The 17,296-nt window shown below is 32.5% G+C and carries 23 protein-coding genes; 11 read left to right on the plus strand and 12 right to left on the minus strand.

Annotated elements, in window-relative coordinates:
- The first annotated feature begins 128 nt into the window (after positions 1-128).
- Together AAEO58_RS06270 and AAEO58_RS06275 are read left to right on the plus strand one after the other, a co-directional pair.
- A complete protein-coding gene (locus tag AAEO58_RS06270) occupies positions 129-713 on the plus strand; it encodes an RNA polymerase sigma factor (protein ID WP_341682685.1) in 585 nt (194 codons plus the stop codon).
- 51 nt (positions 714-764) lie between these two features.
- Positions 765-908, plus strand: coding sequence for a hypothetical protein (locus AAEO58_RS06275; protein ID WP_162845029.1), 144 nt, complete (start codon positions 765-767; stop codon positions 906-908).
- A gap of 33 nt (positions 909-941) precedes the next feature.
- Here the strand turns inward: AAEO58_RS06275 and AAEO58_RS06280 are convergent, their stop codons facing one another.
- Together AAEO58_RS06280 and AAEO58_RS06285 are read right to left on the minus strand one after the other, a co-directional pair.
- Positions 942-1,292, minus strand: coding sequence for a DUF2200 domain-containing protein (locus tag AAEO58_RS06280; protein WP_341682686.1), 351 nt, complete (start codon positions 1,290-1,292; stop codon positions 942-944).
- On the minus strand, positions 1,293-1,940 hold the full coding sequence (locus AAEO58_RS06285) for an endonuclease III domain-containing protein (protein WP_341682687.1): 648 nt from the start codon (positions 1,938-1,940) through the stop codon (positions 1,293-1,295).
- 233 nt (positions 1,941-2,173) lie between these two features.
- Here AAEO58_RS06285 and bcp point away from each other — a divergent pair, with 233 nt between their 5' ends.
- Complete coding sequence (bcp, locus tag AAEO58_RS06290; protein WP_341682688.1) at positions 2,174-2,626, plus strand: thioredoxin-dependent thiol peroxidase; 453 nt, start codon at positions 2,174-2,176, stop codon at positions 2,624-2,626.
- 39 nt (positions 2,627-2,665) lie between these two features.
- Here bcp and AAEO58_RS06295 read toward each other — a convergent pair whose 3' ends face one another.
- The 4 genes from AAEO58_RS06295 to AAEO58_RS06310 form a co-directional block, all read right to left on the minus strand.
- Positions 2,666-3,511, minus strand: a complete 846-nt coding sequence (locus AAEO58_RS06295) for a hypothetical protein (protein ID WP_341682689.1) — start codon at positions 3,509-3,511, stop codon at positions 2,666-2,668.
- Between the two features lie 22 nt (positions 3,512-3,533).
- On the minus strand, positions 3,534-4,352 hold the full coding sequence (kdsA, locus tag AAEO58_RS06300; RefSeq protein ID WP_341682690.1) for a 3-deoxy-8-phosphooctulonate synthase: 819 nt from the start codon (positions 4,350-4,352) through the stop codon (positions 3,534-3,536).
- A gap of 92 nt (positions 4,353-4,444) precedes the next feature.
- Entirely contained in the window at positions 4,445-4,906 is a 462-nt protein-coding gene (locus tag AAEO58_RS06305) for a 2-dehydro-3-deoxyphosphooctonate aldolase (protein ID WP_341682691.1), read from the minus strand.
- A 1-nt stretch (position 4,907) separates the two neighbouring features.
- The gene (locus AAEO58_RS06310; RefSeq protein WP_341682692.1) at positions 4,908-5,411 is read right to left on the minus strand and encodes a DUF4199 domain-containing protein; all 504 of its coding nucleotides are present in this window, start codon (positions 5,409-5,411) and stop codon (positions 4,908-4,910) included.
- Between the two features lie 100 nt (positions 5,412-5,511).
- On the opposite strand from AAEO58_RS06310, the gene AAEO58_RS06315 reads away from it, so the two are divergent.
- The 7 genes from AAEO58_RS06315 to AAEO58_RS06345 all read left to right on the plus strand — a co-directional run bounded on the left by AAEO58_RS06315 (position 5,512) and on the right by AAEO58_RS06345 (position 10,284).
- A complete protein-coding gene (locus AAEO58_RS06315) occupies positions 5,512-6,078 on the plus strand; it encodes a YeeE/YedE family protein (protein ID WP_341682693.1) in 567 nt (188 codons plus the stop codon).
- 4 nt (positions 6,079-6,082) lie between these two features.
- Positions 6,083-6,496 (plus strand): DUF6691 family protein, encoded by a 414-nt coding sequence (locus AAEO58_RS06320; protein ID WP_291135137.1) that lies wholly within the window; start codon positions 6,083-6,085, stop codon positions 6,494-6,496.
- 78 nt (positions 6,497-6,574) lie between these two features.
- Positions 6,575-6,841 carry a heavy-metal-associated domain-containing protein gene (locus AAEO58_RS06325; protein ID WP_291251955.1) on the plus strand — a complete coding sequence of 89 codons (267 nt, stop codon included), beginning with the start codon at positions 6,575-6,577 and terminating at the stop codon, positions 6,839-6,841.
- Between the two features lie 130 nt (positions 6,842-6,971).
- Positions 6,972-7,730: a peroxide stress protein YaaA gene (gene yaaA, locus AAEO58_RS06330; protein ID WP_341682694.1), complete on the plus strand. Its 759-nt coding sequence runs from the start codon at positions 6,972-6,974 to the stop codon at positions 7,728-7,730.
- 3 nt (positions 7,731-7,733) lie between these two features.
- Positions 7,734-9,293, plus strand: coding sequence for a protein adenylyltransferase SelO (locus tag AAEO58_RS06335; RefSeq protein WP_341682695.1), 1,560 nt, complete (start codon positions 7,734-7,736; stop codon positions 9,291-9,293).
- A 195-nt stretch (positions 9,294-9,488) separates the two neighbouring features.
- Positions 9,489-9,824, plus strand: a complete 336-nt coding sequence (gene ytxJ / locus AAEO58_RS06340; RefSeq protein WP_133607410.1) for a bacillithiol system redox-active protein YtxJ — start codon at positions 9,489-9,491, stop codon at positions 9,822-9,824.
- 142 nt (positions 9,825-9,966) lie between these two features.
- Positions 9,967-10,284, plus strand: coding sequence for a hypothetical protein (locus AAEO58_RS06345; RefSeq protein WP_341682696.1), 318 nt, complete (start codon positions 9,967-9,969; stop codon positions 10,282-10,284).
- On the opposite strand, the gene AAEO58_RS06350 is transcribed toward AAEO58_RS06345, so the two are convergent.
- The 3 genes from AAEO58_RS06350 to AAEO58_RS06360 form a co-directional block, all read right to left on the minus strand.
- A complete protein-coding gene (locus AAEO58_RS06350) occupies positions 10,279-10,581 on the minus strand; it encodes a hypothetical protein (protein ID WP_341682697.1) in 303 nt (100 codons plus the stop codon). The two genes, AAEO58_RS06345 and AAEO58_RS06350, sit on opposite strands and share 6 nt — an antisense overlap.
- A gap of 78 nt (positions 10,582-10,659) precedes the next feature.
- Complete coding sequence (locus AAEO58_RS06355) at positions 10,660-11,325, minus strand: response regulator (RefSeq protein WP_341682698.1); 666 nt, start codon at positions 11,323-11,325, stop codon at positions 10,660-10,662.
- A gap of 2 nt (positions 11,326-11,327) precedes the next feature.
- Complete coding sequence (locus AAEO58_RS06360; RefSeq protein WP_341682699.1) at positions 11,328-12,968, minus strand: tetratricopeptide repeat-containing sensor histidine kinase; 1,641 nt, start codon at positions 12,966-12,968, stop codon at positions 11,328-11,330.
- 201 nt (positions 12,969-13,169) lie between these two features.
- Here AAEO58_RS06360 and AAEO58_RS06365 point away from each other — a divergent pair, with 201 nt between their 5' ends.
- A complete protein-coding gene (locus tag AAEO58_RS06365; RefSeq protein ID WP_341682700.1) occupies positions 13,170-14,543 on the plus strand; it encodes a hypothetical protein in 1,374 nt (457 codons plus the stop codon).
- A 38-nt stretch (positions 14,544-14,581) separates the two neighbouring features.
- Here AAEO58_RS06365 and AAEO58_RS06370 read toward each other — a convergent pair whose 3' ends face one another.
- From AAEO58_RS06370 to prs, 3 genes are read right to left on the minus strand one after another with little or no spacing between them, the layout of a single operon-like run.
- Positions 14,582-16,033: a nicotinate phosphoribosyltransferase gene (locus AAEO58_RS06370; RefSeq protein ID WP_341682701.1), complete on the minus strand. Its 1,452-nt coding sequence runs from the start codon at positions 16,031-16,033 to the stop codon at positions 14,582-14,584.
- A gap of 2 nt (positions 16,034-16,035) precedes the next feature.
- Positions 16,036-16,428: a hypothetical protein gene (locus tag AAEO58_RS06375; RefSeq protein ID WP_341682702.1), complete on the minus strand. Its 393-nt coding sequence runs from the start codon at positions 16,426-16,428 to the stop codon at positions 16,036-16,038.
- The gene (gene prs / locus AAEO58_RS06380) at positions 16,412-17,245 is read right to left on the minus strand and encodes a ribose-phosphate diphosphokinase (protein ID WP_341682703.1); all 834 of its coding nucleotides are present in this window, start codon (positions 17,243-17,245) and stop codon (positions 16,412-16,414) included. The genes AAEO58_RS06375 and prs overlap by 17 nt, the downstream gene beginning before the upstream one ends.
- Between the last annotated feature and the right edge of the window lie 51 nt (positions 17,246-17,296).

Raw genomic sequence — 17,296 nt, forward strand, 5'->3', positions numbered from 1 at the left:
TTTGCATAAAAATTTGGAAGTTCAAGAAAAAATGTATTAAATTTGAACATTAATCTTTAAACAAAATTTGCCTATTACAAACAATTACTTTTTAGACCCCGAACTTTAATTAACTAAAAGGTATTGTTATGGCTAATCTTGTACTTCCAGATGCGGTGTTGGTAAAGAATTATATAAGCGGAGATGAATCTGCTTTAGCTTCATTAATCAACAGACATCAATCTAAAATCTACGGATTTATTTACTCCAAAATTGGTGATAGAGATTTATCAGATGATATTTTTCAGGATACTTTTATTAAGGTCATTAAAACTTTGAAGACAAGTTCGTATAACGAAGAAGGGAAATTCTTGCCTTGGGTAATGCGTATTGCTCACAACTTGGTAGTAGACCATTTCAGAAAAGCAAAGAAAATGCCTTTTCAACGTGAAACGGAAGAATATTCTATCTTCAACTATATGACCGATAACAGTTTGAATATTGAAGGACAAATTATTACAGCTCAAGTAGAATCGGATTTAGCTAAACTCTTAGAAGAACTTCCAGCGGATCAAAAAGAAGTTTTAGTTATGCGTATGTATCAAGACTTAAGTTTTAAAGAAATAGCTGATTTAACGGGTGTTAGTATTAATACTGCATTAGGGAGAATGCGTTATGCATTATTAAACTTGAGAAAAATTATCGAAAAAAATCAAATTATTTTGACTAACTAATACTAAAAGTAAAATAATGTCGTTATAGATTTATAAACCAAATCATAATAAATGGCAAAACTTTACTCTAAGAAAAAATTAGCAACTCAAAAAATGTTACCTAAAAAAGAAACGATTTCGTTTTTACTCAACTATTCAAAAGCTTTGAGTATACATAAGGTGGGCAAATCAACTTTTGAAATTATTGCTAATTAAGGAAAATGCCTCAAAGAGATTTGAGGCATTTTTTTATTGTCTTAAGATTTTCTCCATCGTTTTTCCTTTGGCTAATTCGTCAATTAATTTATCCAAATAACGTACTTTTTTCATCAACGGGTCTTCAATTTCTTCTATGCGATAACCGCAAATTACGCCTGTAATTTTTGAAACGTTTTCGTTTAATTGAGGTGCTTGCTCAAAAAAAGTTTCAAAGTCAACTTTACTATCAATTTGCTTTTGTAAACTTTCAAGAGTATATCCTGTTAACCAACAAATAATTTCGTCAACTTCGGCTTTAGTTCGATTTTTTTTCTCTACTTTGGTTATATAATGAGGATAAACACCAGCAAAGATCATGTGATTGATACTTCTTGATGCCATTTATTTCTTAATTTCATTAATAACACTCTTTCTCCCAATCGTCTTCGTGATAATATCTTTCTCTAAATTCCAACCACGAGCCGGAGAGTATTCGCGTCCGTACCAAATAATTTGCAAGTGTAAATCGTTCCAGCAGGATTCTGGGAAAATACGTTTGGCATCTTTCTCTGTTTGTTGTACGTTTTTGCCATTGGTTAATCCCCAGCGGTACATTAATCTGTGAATGTGTGTATCTACTGGAAAAGCAGGAACTCCAAATGCTTGACTCATTACCACACTTGCTGTTTTGTGTCCCACAGCAGGCAAGGATTCTAAAGCTTCAAAACTTTGCGGGACTTCTCCATTATATTTGTCAATTAAAATTTCTGATAGACCGTGAATACCTTTCGATTTCATTGGCGATAATCCACACGGACGAATGATTTCTTTAATTTCTTCAACTGTCATTTTTACCATATCATAAGGATTGTCTGCTTTGGCAAATAGGAGTGGAGTAATTTGATTCACGCGAACATCCGTACATTGTGCGGAAAGCAATACTGCAATCAATAAAGTATATGGGTCTTTATGGTCTAACGGAATTGGAATTTCAGGATATAATTCATTTAACGTATTTATAACAAATGTTACCTTCTCGCTTTTGGTCATTTTTAACTAAATTTGAAAGTAAAAATAAGATAAATTAACTTCAAACGCAAAAGAGAAAAGATCAAGATTTTAAATACATAGGCACATAGAATTTCTTTATGAATTGTTTTAGTCGTTTCACTTAAGATAGAAAGCATAGAAACCGAACTAATATGAACTTATCAAGACAAAGAAATCTTACATTTGCTTATATGACTTATATGTTTTAAAAATAAATAGTAAACAATAAAAATATGACAACATTAAAAACTGGAGATAAAGCTCCTAATTTTTCAGGTTTAGACCAAAATGGAGCTTCTCACACATTAGCTGATTATAAAGGAAAGAAATTAGTAGTTTTCTTTTATCCGAAAGCAAGTACGCCAGGATGTACAGCAGAAGCATGTGATTTAAGAGACAATTACGCTCGTTTTCAAGCGAATAATTATGCTTTGTTAGGTGTAAGTGCCGACAGTGCTAAAGCGCAAGCGAAGTTTATTGAAAAATATGATTTGCCTTTTCCTTTGTTAGCTGACGAAGATAAATCGGTGATTCAGGCATTTGGTGTTTGGGGACTAAAGAAATTCATGGGTAAAGAGTACGATGGTATTCACCGAACTACTTTTGTGATTGACGAAAACGGAATTATTGAAGAGGTAATTTCGGATGTAAAAACGAAAGCACACGCTGCTCAGATTTTAAAATAAATAAAAAAAGCTCGAAGGATAACTTCGAGCTTTTTTACTTTATATTCTAAAAATTCCTCCAATGGTTAGAATTTTTTGTAGAAACCAAAAATTTTGTTCGGCTGAATCTGCTTTGTCTTGGGTCGTTCTTATATTGTTCATTTCGATATATCCTCCTTTTAATTCGGTTTGAATAAAGAAATATTTAAAGAAAGTTACGTTTAATCCCACTTTTGCAGATACTCCATATCCTGCAATGTTAAACTCATCGTATCTATCTTTTCCCAATAGTGTTGTATTTGTTTTTGGATATAAAAATCCACCACCAATACCTTCTGTAACATTTACTTGAATTTTATCGGTATTGTTTATTTTGAAAAGTTTTGAAATATCATCTACACGAGAAATTTCAGTGTTTACATAGTTTAAACCATCCGTATGTTCAAATAACAAGAAATCTTCATCCAATGTTAATTCTCCGTTAGCTGGATTTTCATTATAAGTTCCAGGATTTGGATAATAACCAGAGTAACTTACTCTTCTGTCATTATACATTACATATTTCATGTGGTCAAATCCAATCGAAATATTGTAATGATCAGAAATAAAATACCCAATTCGTAAGTTGGTTTGTGGAATAGTCATTCGAGCCGGGTTGAAATAATCAATATGAAAACCTTTTGGCTTGTCGTGAGCGGATACATTATGAAGTGTAAAATCATAATCGGCACCTTTAAATCGGATATCAGATTTTGAAAATGATTCGCGGTTTCCACCCCAAAAAATATAGAATTTACCTTTGTTATGCGCTGTGTATTTTTCAGGATTTTCGACTGTTTCTTGTGAAAAGGTGTACTGTGAAAACACACAAAAAGTTAGTACAACCATTAAAAATGGATGTTTCATTAAAAGTTTAAAAATAAAAAAATTAGAATTGATTAATTGTTTTTCTGATGGAAACAAGTTTTGTCATTAAACCTTCAAAATAGTCTAAATGTAACATGTTAGCACCATCACTTTTAGCATTAGCTGGATCAAAATGAGTTTCGATGAAAATTCCATCAACACCTACAACAATTCCTGCTTTAGCGATAGTTTCAATCATATCTGGACGACCACCTGTAACTCCTGTCATCTGATTAGGTTGTTGTAACGAATGCGTCACATCTAAAACCGTAGTGGCATATTGTTGCATAGTTGGAATACCTCTGAAATCTACAATCATATCTTGGTAACCAAACATCGTTCCTCTATCGGTAACCATAACGTTTTGGTTATTGCTGTCTAATACTTTTTGAACCGCATGTTTCATGCTTTCTGGACTCATGAATTGTCCTTTTTTCAAGTTTACAGTCTTACCAGTATTAGCTGCCGCCACCACTAAATCCGTTTGACGAACTAAAAATGCTGGAATTTGCAATATATCCACATATTCTGCTGCCATTACAGCATCTTCGTTTGTGTGAATATCGGTAACTGTTGGTACACCAAATTCTTTAGATACTTTTTGAAGAATTTTCAAGGCTTTTTCATCTCCAATTCCAGTAAAACTATCTACTCTAGAACGGTTAGCTTTTTTGAAAGAACCTTTAAAAACGTAAGGAATTTGTAATTTATCGGTAACTGAAACAATTTTCTCTGCAATACGCATTGCCATTTCTTCACCTTCAATGGCACAAGGTCCTGCTAATAAGAAAAAGTTCCCGCTATCAGTATGCTTTATTTGTGGAATGTTTTGTAAATTCATTTGTGTTGGTTTTGAAGTGGCAAAGATAAAAAGAAAAACCTTTCAAACAGCGGTTCAAAAGGTTACAAATGTTACTAATAACTAAAAAATTTTTATTTATTGCTTGAAACTGGTTTTTTGATAACGAATCCTTTTGGACAAAGAATTTTTCCTTTTTCAAAAATATTAAAATACAACATTACTTTTTTGTTACTACCTTCAAACGTTACTTCGTATATTCCTACAGTTCCAGCGCCCATTAGACTGTTTTTTGAAGGAAACGGACAACAAGTATCTACTTTTTTATAACTTATTTTTTCACCATTCGGACCTTCTAATCCGTTAAAATAGTATTGAATGTTAATGTCTTCTTGCTTTTCATGAATGAAACCGATATTAATTGGATAATCTTGATCATAGCCATATTTGCTATCGGTAGCATATTCGGTAATTGCATAAGCTAGGTCTTTAATGGCTGGACGAACAGCATTATTATCAACGTTTTTTAAAGTGGATTGTGTGCTTACACAACTTGTTAATAAAAGCGCTGTAATTATTGAAAATAAGTATTTCATTTTATTTCGTTTTAATCGTTGTATCGGGTGTTTTTGTTTTTAAGATATAAGCAACAATCGCGCCAATCACCACTCCAAATGATAATCCACCTGAAATACTTTGCCAAATGTAGGCCGTCAAATTAAAATAACTTTGAGCTTCCTCTAAGGTTAGTCTTTTACTTTCTACCGAAAGTGCAATTAATTTATCGAAATAGTTAGGTGTAATAAATTCGTGTGTGATAAATTGGGTAATTGGACTAAAAATCACAATAATAAAAGAAATCACAACACCTGAAATAAATCCTTGTTTCCAACTCATTTCGCCATTGTAGTAATTTTTCTTTTTATCTCTTAAAGCTAAATAATACAGTAGAAAGTTTGGAAAAATAATTAGCATTGTAAAAAACATTTGCCATTTTATTTTTTCGTCATGAAAGCCTAATTGTTTTTCTAAAGTCATCCAAGCTAAGAAAATAATAATTGAGATAATGGCCCATTTGATTTCGATTGCAAATTTCTTCATGAAAATTAAATTTAATTGGTACTCCAAATGTACTATATTTTGTAATAAATGCTACAAAACCCAATCTGAATTTCTATTTTTGTCAAAAATTACATTAGGTATGGAAATTGTTTTTGGCACTTGGCATTGGGCTGTATCCGGTTTTTTAATTGGTATGGTCATGTTACTTTTAATTTACTTTGGAAAATTTTTCGGAATGTCATCTAATCTACGTACCATGTGTACTATGGCTGGAGCAGGAAAATTCAGTGATTTTTTTAAGTTTGACTGGCGCGAACAAAAGTGGAGTTTAGCTGTTATATTAGGTGCTTTTGTTGGAGGTTTTATCGCCTTTTACTTTTTATCGAATGGAACAGGTGTAAATATTAATCCTGATACAGTTTCACAACTACAAACTTTAGGAATAGAAGCTCCAAATGGTAAACTTATGCCTGATGCTATTTTTAGCGTGGAAACACTTCAAACTCCAAAAGGATTCGCTATTTTATTAATTGGCGGATTGTTAATTGGTTTTGGAACGCGATATGCGGGTGGTTGTACTTCAGGTCACGCTATTTCTGGATTAAGTAATTTTCAATTACCTTCTTTAGTGGCAGTAATCGGATTTTTTATTGGAGGATTATTAATGGCACATTATATTTTACCTATAATTTTTAAAACAGCATAAGCATATGAAATTAGCTAGATTTTTTCTGACAGGAATTGTATTCGGAATTGTTTTGACTAAGGCAGAAGCTGTTTCTTGGTATCGCATTTACGAAATGTTTCATTTTCAATCGTTTCATATGTTTGGAATTATTGGAATGGCTCTATTTACTGGAGTTTTAGGCATTCAATTAATTAAAAGATTTAAAATAAAAGACTTTAACGGTTTTCCTATTCAAATTATTGAAAAAGAAAAAGGTTTTTGGCGTTATATTATTGGTGGAACACTATTTGGACTAGGTTGGGCATTAGTGGGAAGTTGTCCAGGACCTATTTTTATTTTACTGGGAACAGGAACCTACGCCATTGCTGTAGTTTTAATTGGTGCTTTGTTAGGAACTTATATTTATGGACTTCTAAAAGATAAATTACCTCATTAAAGTTAAGTTAAAGTAATAAAAGTTACCGTGTTTGGCTTCTAGATGTTGTAAATTTGTTATTCATAAAAATACAATATCATGAAAACTACACTATATATTCAAAATTTAAAATGTGGCGGTTGTGCCAATACTATTACAAAGAATGTTTCTTCAATTGATGCTGTTACTGAAGTGTCTGTTAATGTTGAAGAAAATTCCGTTTCTTTTGATTATCCAACAGAAGAAAAGTTAATTGAAGTTAAGGAAAAACTGAAAGTATTAGGATATCCCGAAGATGGCGAAGCAAATAGTTTAGGCTCAAAAGCTAAATCGTATGTAAGTTGTGCCATTGGAAAAATGAGTTAAATGAAAGTCCCGATTTATTCGGGATTTTTTATTTCTAATTGTAGTATAAGTAATATTTATCGTTTTCTAAATCTCATATTGCCTTATTTTCGTACTTTTGAAAGTATAAGTTTAATATCTTAAAAACGCTATGAAAATTGTAGTATCACCTGCCAAATCCTTAAATTTTGAATCACCACTTCCAATTCAAAACTATACTGAAAGTTTATTTTTAAAAGATGCGGAAACCATTCAAAAAACTTTAAAAAAGAAAAAGCCAAAGCAATTGATGGAGTTAATGGACATTTCGGAAAAGTTAGCCGATTTGAATTGGGAACGCAATCAAAATTGGTCGTTGCCTTTTTCGCCTGAAAACGCTCGTCCTGCAGTTTTTGCTTTCGATGGCGATGTTTATACAGGTTTAGATGCTTATACTATCCCAATCGATAAATTTCCTATTCTAGAAGATAAATTACGCATTCTTTCGGGTTTATATGGTGTTTTAAAGCCGCTTGATTTAATGCAACCATATCGATTAGAAATGGGGACTTCTTTGCCTATTGGTACAAAAAAGAACTTGTATGAGTTCTGGAAAAAAAAGGTAACGGCATCTTTGAATAGTGAATTACAAGAAAACGAACTTTTCATCAACTTAGCGAGTAACGAATACTTTTCTGCAGTAGATACTAAAACATTGAAAGTTCCTGTTATTACTCCAGAATTTAAAGATTACAAAGACGGAAAACTAAAAATGATTAGCTTCTTTGCTAAAAAAGCAAGAGGTTTAATGGTACGCTATATTATTGATACCAATGCAGAAACAATAGAAGATTTGAAGCAATTCAATTATGATGGATATGCTTTTGATGCTAACTTGTCTAAAGGAACTACCTTAGTTTTTACCCGATAATAAATGAAATTACACCTCAACGATACTTTCAATCAGCAATTGCCAGCCGATTCAAATGTTTCAAATACACGACGACAAGTATTTGAAGCGGCTTTTTCATTTGTGTCGCCACGAGTTCCATCACATCCTAATTTGCTTCATGTTGCCGATGAGGTGGCTGAATTATTAGGGATTTCTCAAGCAGAAACACAATCTCTTGATTTTTTAAATTTGGTTTCAGGAAGTAGTGTTTATCCAGATTCAAAACCTTATGCCATGGCGTATGCCGGACATCAATTTGGGAATTGGGCTGGACAATTAGGTGACGGAAGAGCGATTAATTTGTTTGAAGTATTGCACAACAATCAACGTTGGGCATTGCAATTAAAAGGAGCAGGGGAAACGCCATATTCTCGTAATGCGGATGGTTTGGCGGTTTTACGTTCTTCTATTCGGGAGCATTTGTGTAGTGAGGCGATGTTTCATTTGGGTGTGCCTACAACGCGTTCGTTATCTTTGGTAAGTACAGGTGATAAGGTGTTGCGCGATATTTTATACAACGGAAATCCTGCTTATGAAGATGGTGCAGTGGTGTGTAGAGTGGCGCCTTCGTTTATTCGTTTTGGAAATTTTGAATTGTTAGCAGCTCGAAAAGATATTGTAAATTTACAAGCTTTAGCCGATTATACAATTCAGTATTTTTATCCTGAAATCCAACAAACAGGTAAAGAGAAGTATTTGGCTCTTTATCAAGAGGTGGTGAATCGAACGGTGGATATGATTGTGGAATGGCAACGTGTAGGTTTTGTTCATGGTGTGATGAATACCGATAATATGTCGATTTTAGGATTAACTATTGATTATGGTCCATATGGTTGGTTAGAAGATTATAATCCTGATTGGACTCCCAATACAACCGATGCAGAAGGTAGAAGATACCGTTTTAGAAACCAACCTGATATTGCATTGTGGAATTTGATTCAGTTAGGAAATGCATTGTATCCTTTGATTGAAGATGTTCCAGCAATGGAGGCTATTTTGAATAGTTATAGCCATCGTTTTGATGTGAAGTTTCCTGTAATGATGCAAGAGAAATTGGGCTTAACATCAGAATATGAATCTGATTTTCAGGATGAATTGATAACTTTGTTAACCGCTTCAGAAACGGATATGACGATTTTCTATCGTAATTTAGCCAACGTATTAAAATCGGATACTCCTGAGATTGCTTTATCGAAAATAGAATATGCGTTTTACCAACCTGATGCTTTGGTAGCTACATTGAAAACGAGTTGGATTAATTGGATGGAACTTTATTTGCAAAAGTTAAATGATGAATCGCTTTCGGATACTAATAGAAAAGCTAAAATGAATCAAGTGAATCCAAAATATGTTTTACGCAATTACATGGCACAATTGGCTATTGAAGCCGCAGATAAAGAAGATTATTCTTTGATAAACGAACTTCATGAGTTACTGAAACATCCTTACGATGAGCAACCAGAAAATGAGAAATGGTTTGCAAAGCGACCTGATTGGGCGCGACATAAAGTTGGCTGTTCTATGTTGTCGTGTAGTTCTTAGTTTTGGTTACACTAAGTTGCGCAAAGTAGGCACAAAGTCACACAAAGGGTTATTTTAAACATATAAGTCATATAAGTGAAAATAAGTCAAACGATACGTTGATGAAAGTTCATAATAGATTTTAAAGATTACTCTAATTTTTATAATCTGTGTTCCAAAAACTTGAAACTTGAAACCTGAAACAAAAAATTAACTATGAAAAACTGGAATCCCATTACAACTGAAGAACAAGTAAGAGAAATTGTTGAAAAATCAAATGAAAAACCTCAAATTATCTTTAAGGATAGTGTGACTTGTGGTATTAGTGCTTATGCTAAAGAGCGCTTGGTTAGTGGAAATGATGTATTGATTGCTAAAGCCGATTTCAATTATTTGGATTTGCTTTCGTATAGAAGTGTTTCTAATTTTATTGCTGAGGAACTGAGCGTGATTCATCAATCGCCACAGATTATTGTTTTAAAGAATGGGGAAGTGGTGTATCGAGTATCGCATCATAGTATTCAGGCGGAAGACATTGCGAAGTATTTGTAGTTTTGGGTTTAGGAATTTTCTAAAATAGCAACCGATTTTTATATCTGTAATATCTGTAATTTTTTCTAAAAATAGTATAACACTTTAGTCAATTGAAGTGTATAATTTTAATGTTGTAAATAATTACTAACATTATACTATTATGAAAAAAACAACTCTTTACTTATTGATGCTAATTATGTCGATAAGTTTCTTTCCAAACACCATGACAGCTGCGGGTAATCCATCAAAGTCACCTGCTACTGCGCCTATTGAAGTTCCAGCGCATGTACAAGTACAGTTAGATCGTTTGAATGAAATAAAAGCAATGGACAAGTCGGATATGACTTCAACAGAAAAAAAAGCACTTCGTAAAGAAGTGAAAGTTATAAAATCATCATTGCGAGATAGTAATAGCGGTATTTATTTATCGGTTGGAGCTATTATCATTATCGTTCTTTTGTTGATTTTATTATTATAATTTTTTATTTTTCAAGGGAATTACTAAACGCAATCTTTTTTGGATTGCGTTTTTTATTTGAATCAATAACGGTGGCGTATTATCAACTGCCGTTTTACTAAAATGGATGTCAATACATTCTTTGCATAGTGAAATCGTATAATCAGAAGATTTTGTTTCTGCAATTACTTCTTCAATTTTTGTAAAATCTCCAAGATTTGCAAATTGACTTGAGTTATTTAAACAAGAACATCCTGCTACATGTAAGCAATAATTACCTTTTGCATCAGGTTCGGTATGTAAATAGTAGTTAGGCATGAATTAGCGTTGTTTTGTACAAAGCTAACCTCAAGAAAATTTAATTCCGTACGGAAATCCGTAAATGAATAAAAAGATTTAGATAATACCTAAATCTTTTGAAAGGGATATGAGATGAATAGTAGTTTTTGCTTTAAAGATGTCTTTAAGTTTGCTAACTCTTTTTTCGATATAACTTTTACTATTAGGTTTAATATCTTTCAATTTAAAAAGTTGCTCCATTTCTTCAATAGTTACTCCTTTTGCCAAATGAGATAGAATTTCAACATCATAATCTTCTATTTCATTAAATGATTTTTCTTTTAAGGCGTGTGCTAGATTCTGAGAGATGAAAGTACCTCCAAACAATATGGTTTCCATAGCTGTTTTTAATTGACTGATGCTATTTCTTCCTTTATGTACAAAGGCGTTTACTTTTAAATCTTCCACTAATGATTTGATTACAAAAGATTTGTCTTCTACTGTGTACACCAAAACAGGTATTTCAGGTTGTATTTTTCTGATGGCTGCAATGAGTTCTTCTCCACTTTTTAAGGAAACGGTTCTGTAGTCGGTTTCAAAGGATAAATCGCTGATTAATAAATCAAATGGAGCTTTGACTTGTATTGCTTTTTTAGCTTTTAGTAAGGCATCATCGCAATATTTAGCGTGTTCAATTTCTTTCACCCCCATACTTTCTAGGGTTTGAATTAAGGCGATATTGATACTATCAAAATCTTCGGCTATTAGTACTTTGGTAAACATACTTATTTCGGAATTGTAATTTTTACTTTAAAACCTTTATTAGGTTCAGTATCAAAAGTAATGTTTCCGTTGATAGAAAAAATGCGGTTTTCCACATTTTGCAAACCATTTTTTATTTGTAATTGATTATCGGTCCCTTTTCCGTTGTCTGAATAGTTAATTTCTAATGCAGAATTAGTCTCTTTAAAGCTTATCATTACTAAAGAACATTCACTATGCTTTTTCATATTTACCATGAGTTCTTGTAATACACGATATAAAGCAATTTTAACTTCTGAATTTAAAGGTACTTCCTGTAATGCGCTCGTGTTTAAAATTACATTGATGGTATCGCTTGAATACGCATTAATCATGTGTTTTAGTTGTTCTAAATAGTTTTTACCAGTATTAATTTCCTTATTTTCATTGGAAATGTTTCGCGCGCGTTGGTAAATGGTGTCTAAATTTTCCAGCAGTGTTTCTTTGTTTTGCTCGTTTTCTAAATTCTGTGTTTCGGCAAAGGCAATGGTGTTGTGAACGTCATTGGCTAATTCATCATGTAAACGTTTGGCAATTTTAGTTTCGGTGGTGTATTGGGTTTCTAAAATTTTACTTTTGTTTTTTTGAATGGTCAAACGATAAAGCAAAATGAAAACGGCTACACTTAGTATTAATAATACTATAAAACCATACATTTTATATTGATATGCTGTTTTTTCTGTTTCCGCTTTTTCGGAATCGTATTTGATTTTAGCAAATTGGTTTTTAGCTTGTTGTCTGGCTTGTTGCAAGCTGTCATTAATGTGAATATAAGTATCGTGATATTGGTTTTTTAGGTCATTGTTAGTAGTGGTGGTAAAGAGAAGGTTTAACGCCTCTAATCGATCATCGGGAATAAATGCTTTTGTAGCTGAATGGTATGCTTTCTGAGTCCATTCTTTTGCGGTTGCGGGCTCTTGGTTTTTATAATATTCGGCTAAATGCATATAAGACGATACGATTTGGGAATCGTCTTTATTGGCTTCTCTAATTGTTTTTGCTTTTTCTAGATAGGATAATGCCAATTTATCATTTAAGTGAAACAACGCAATTCCTTTGTTATCTAATATGCGAGCATAATCTAAAGGTGATTCTTGAAGGATTTTTTCGTTTTCTATTTCGGATAATAGACGGACCGCTTTTTGATATTCTTTTTGTTTGATATATAAATACCCAATGTTGTTTTTTGAAATATAAACGGTTAATGAATCATCGGTTATTTGAATTACTTTTTCAAACATTGATTTGGCATCTTCATAATTCGCAAGATGCATATAATTTAATCCTAACGAGATATAGGCATTGGTTTGATAAGGTATCGGAATAGTTTTGTCAAAAAGCTTTATGGCTTGTGTAGTTGTGGCTTCACTTCCTATATAATCGCACTCTAAATTTTCGATATGTGCCATTCTTAATAAGTTAAAAACAGCTCGTTTGGTATTGTGTTGTTCTTTGTTGAAGAGAAAAGATTGATTGTAATAATAATAGGCTTTTCGGTATTGTTTCGTGGCGAAAAGATTTTCTGCTTGTTCTAAATTCGCATCAAGCGCAGGATTTTCTTCTTGGTTTTTACAAGAAGTAATTAGGAATAAGAAAGCAAGAAAACCAATTTTTAAGAAAGACATCACGATTGGATTATATCGCCCGAAAATAGGCAATTTCTTATAGTTTTAAAAGTTTTTATGGTATAAGTTGCGTTGAAACTTTTAATTTTTTGTTTGATACGGAAATACGTACGGATTTCAATTTGTAATCTTTTAATTTTAAAAATGTTATGCACTAATTGTAATTTATTAACGTTTTACTATTAACCAAATCTTATTATTATGAAAAACCGTTATTTTTTACTCATTGTATTGTTTTCAATGAGTTTGTTTTCTTGTAAAGAAAAGGAAGAAACAGCTAAACCTCAAGCTGCTACTGAAGAACGATTAGTTCCACCAATTCCAGAAGCCAATATTGTGGCAGATGAATTTCAAATTTCACCCACAAAGGATACGGTGATTTATCATAAATCAGGTTCGGTGATTTCGATACCTAAAGATGCTTTTTTAGATGAAAAAGGGAATGTTGTTTCAACTCCTGTTGATTTAAAATTTAGGATGTTTTCTAATCCTTTGGAGATTTATCTTGCGGGTATTCCTATGACCTTTGTTAATGATACTGGCGAAGAGATGGTGTTTGAGTCGGCTGGAATGTTTGAAATGAATGCATCCAACAAAGGGAAAGCTGTAAATGTGAATCCAGACAATAAAATTCAAGTGGGTGTTGTTAGTTATTCTAATGATACCAAATTCAATCGTTATGATTTTGATTCGGAAAGCAATACTTGGAAGGAGTTAGGTAAAGATGTGGTTAAAACAACTACAAAAGAAAAAGAATTAGAACAATTGCCTGAAGCGCCTGAAGCACCTAGAATTGCTGGAAAGTTTTCGTTTCAAGTTTTTGACAAGTTAAATGAAAATGACAAATTAAAAGAATATAAAGACGTATGGTTTGAGCCCGTTGATGGAAAGAAATGTGGTTTTGATTCTAAAGATATATTAGTTAAAGATTTAAAAAATGGTACTTATGAAGTAACCTTTGTTCCTTGGGGTAAATTAACTGATACCATTAAAACAACATGTCTTTGTTATTTGACTTTTAAAGATAAAGTTGCGTATTCAAAAGCATTAAATGACTATAGAAAAAAATATGCCAGTTTGTTGTCTAGAATTCAATCCTTAAGAAAAAGTATTGATGCTGCATGGTCGAATTACAATCAAAAATGTAAAGAATATAATGTGTTTTTTGCTAGAAAAGAAATTGAAGAAATGAAGGGTTCCAGTAAAATAATGAGGACTTTACAAGTGAATCAGTTTGGATTAGTCAATTTAGATTGGCCACATGTTTATCCAAAGGGTGCTAAAGTGGAAGCTTCTTTTGTAGATGATAATGGAAATCCAATAGTATTGAAGCAAGTTGTTTTGGTAGAATTAGGAGTGAACGCTTTGTATCGTTATAAGAAAACGGTTCATTTTAATCCAGAAAGTCAAAATATTTTGTGGGGAATGACGGAAGATGGAAAACTAGCGTATTTTAGTGCCTCAGATTTTAAGAACTTGGAAGCCCGTTCAGGAAAAGTGGTATTTAAAATGAGGGTTCATCCCGAAGAGCTAAAAACGTATGATGATATTATGAACGTTTTGTTTAGAAGTTAATAAAGAAAGACCTTCAACTTAGTTTGAAGGTCTTTTTTTTAATTTCGTACTCTATTTCGAATATCGGATAGGGAATCGTTTATTATTAATTTACCATCTCTGAATATTTCTCTTAATTCGCCTTGGTTTTCTTCATCCCAGTTTACTTCATCAATTAGTTTGTATTTGTCATTCTCTAATACGATTTTCATCAAACCTTTTGCTGATTTTTTAGTTCCATCATCGGTAATTGGATCTTTGAAAATAGCGCGACCTGTTCCGTTTACTTCGCCATAGGTTGCTTTCATGGCAAAACCAAAAGTATCTCTTGTGTTGTATTGGTAAGTATAAGAACCAATTCCTAACACAACATTTGTTGAAGCAAATCCTTTTTCTTTTAATCTTTCGCAAATTTGTTCTGCTCTTGCTACTGTGATACTATCTCCATAAATGGCTCCAATATGTCCATCTAATTCTTTGAATCCTTTATTGTTTATTGTACCACCAAAAGTTTCCCACAACAATTCAATTACCCCTTTTCTTTCTACTTCGCTAGTAGCATTTGGATTTCCACAAATAATATCTACTGGATCACCGCTATCAGGTCTAAGTACCACTTTTCCTTCTCGAGATAAGATTTCATTTTTAAGTTTTGGCATGTATTCGGTTAGTACTTTCCATAAATCCCAAGTATCAGAAACAATAGAAACAATACCTTTTGGATACACATCACAAATTAGTCTTCTAAAGGTACCAATTTCATCTTCTGCAGTTCCCATACACATTACACTGTGTTCTGTTGCAGCTACAGAACCACCGATTAACTCATTGTCTGAGTTGGCGTTGTAATAGTTTTCTAATAAATTAATAGCTGGAATAGTATCAGTTCCACTAAAATTAAGTAAATGTCCACAAGCAGAAATAACACTGGCTTCAATACCTGCCATTCCTCGCATAGAGAAATCATGTCCTTGCCAATCTACAAATTCAGGTACTGATGAGGTTTCATTTGCATATTTATCTAAAACCATTCGATATTGTTTGGCAATTGTTGCAGAAGTACATGGCATCCAAATCACTGCCGATACAAGAGTTTCGAAATAATTGGTTAACCAAAAGAACTCGGGTAATGTATTATACATTGTAAACATTGGAACTCTTATGGGTACACTAGCACCTTCAGGTAATGCTTTTATCACCATTGGGATGTAACCCAAATCATGAAGTGCTTCAATATGTTTTGTTCCTACTTGATTTTCACCTAAATAGTTGTTGATTCTTCGGTTGTATTCTGCTACGACTTTTTCTTTTGGTTGCTTGAAAAAGTAGTTTTCAAAATCTTCTAAAATATATTTTTTTATGAAATATTGTAATCCAAATAATACCACTTCATCAACTCCTTCAATTCTACTTTTTCTTGGTGTCCAATTGGAATAAACAAGTGTTGTTCCGTTAGGATATTGTCTTCTGTGGTCTACTTTGTATCCGTCTGTTAATAATAAAGGATTCATAATTAGTGGTGTTTTTGAGTTTGAATTAATTTTTTTAAATCTAAATATACTTGTTGTAATCCCGCTCTATCGTCTAAATACACATTTGCATATACTTTTCTGCTTTTAGATTGATGAAAAGGTGGATTTTCATTGATGCTATTGAATGGAATTTGATTTTCTACTAAATAGTTTTGTACGAGGGTGTCATCCTCTTGTCCTGTCCAACAAATTAAATAGCAATTGATGCTTTTTAATTCTTGCAGTAAGTCAATCATGTCGGAATATATTCTTCCTTTTTTATGAAAGTCATATACGGTATCATCAAAATCGAAAGCCACAACTAAAGTGCCATACTTATTGTATTCTTCAACTATTCGATTGTAAGAATTTGAGGGATTAAGATAAAAGTCCATCTTGTAAATTGATTTGAGTGATGCCTTCGTTATCAAAATCTTTGAAAGAATTGGTAGTGAATATTTTGTCAAAACATTTTAAACTATCAAATCCTTTGCTGAATATACCATGGCTAACGGCTAAATAGAGTTTTCCTGCATTTTTGTTTTTTAATTCGGCTGCTAATCCAATAAAGGTGCCGCCTCCGTCACAAATATCATCAACAATTAAACAATCTTTACCTTCTAAATTATCGTTGTAAACTTTAAATCCTGTTAGTTTCCCTGTTTTTACGTCTCTACTTTTGCTGCATTCCACCACTTCAACGCCTCCTAAAAATTCAGATACTTTATAGATTTTCTTTAAGGCACCTCCATCTGGAGAAATTAATGTAACATCGTTTCCAATAGTTGCTACTATTTTTTCAATAAATTTGTGATTTGAAATTACTTGACAATTATTTAGCAAAGCTGGAGTAACTTCCGAGTGAGGATCGAAAACAACTACTTTTTCTATTTGCAAATTATTGATAATATCTGCGTAAACTTTTACAGATAAAGGCTCACCACTTATCATAACTCTGTCTTGTCTGGCAGAAGGGAAGTAAGGAATGATTAGTTTTTCGATTTTAGCATCCATTCTTCTGAGTGCATCAACAGCCAAACACAACAAACCTAAATCGTTAAATGAATTTAAGCGATGCGTTATTGTAACTTTTTGGTTATTGCAATTTGGGTCTATCTTAATATGAGGTTCACCACCTGAAAAAGTAAAGCTTTGAAATTGAATTTCTTCTCCTGCTACAGGTTTGAAATTAGGGTCTAAATTAAGTATCATAATTTGATTGTTTGTGTAAATTCTACGCAAAGTTAATAGGTTTAAAATTAA

Origin of the sequence: Flavobacterium helocola (assembly GCF_038289885.1) — a bacterium.
Lineage (GTDB): Bacteria > Bacteroidota > Bacteroidia > Flavobacteriales > Flavobacteriaceae > Flavobacterium > Flavobacterium cheniae.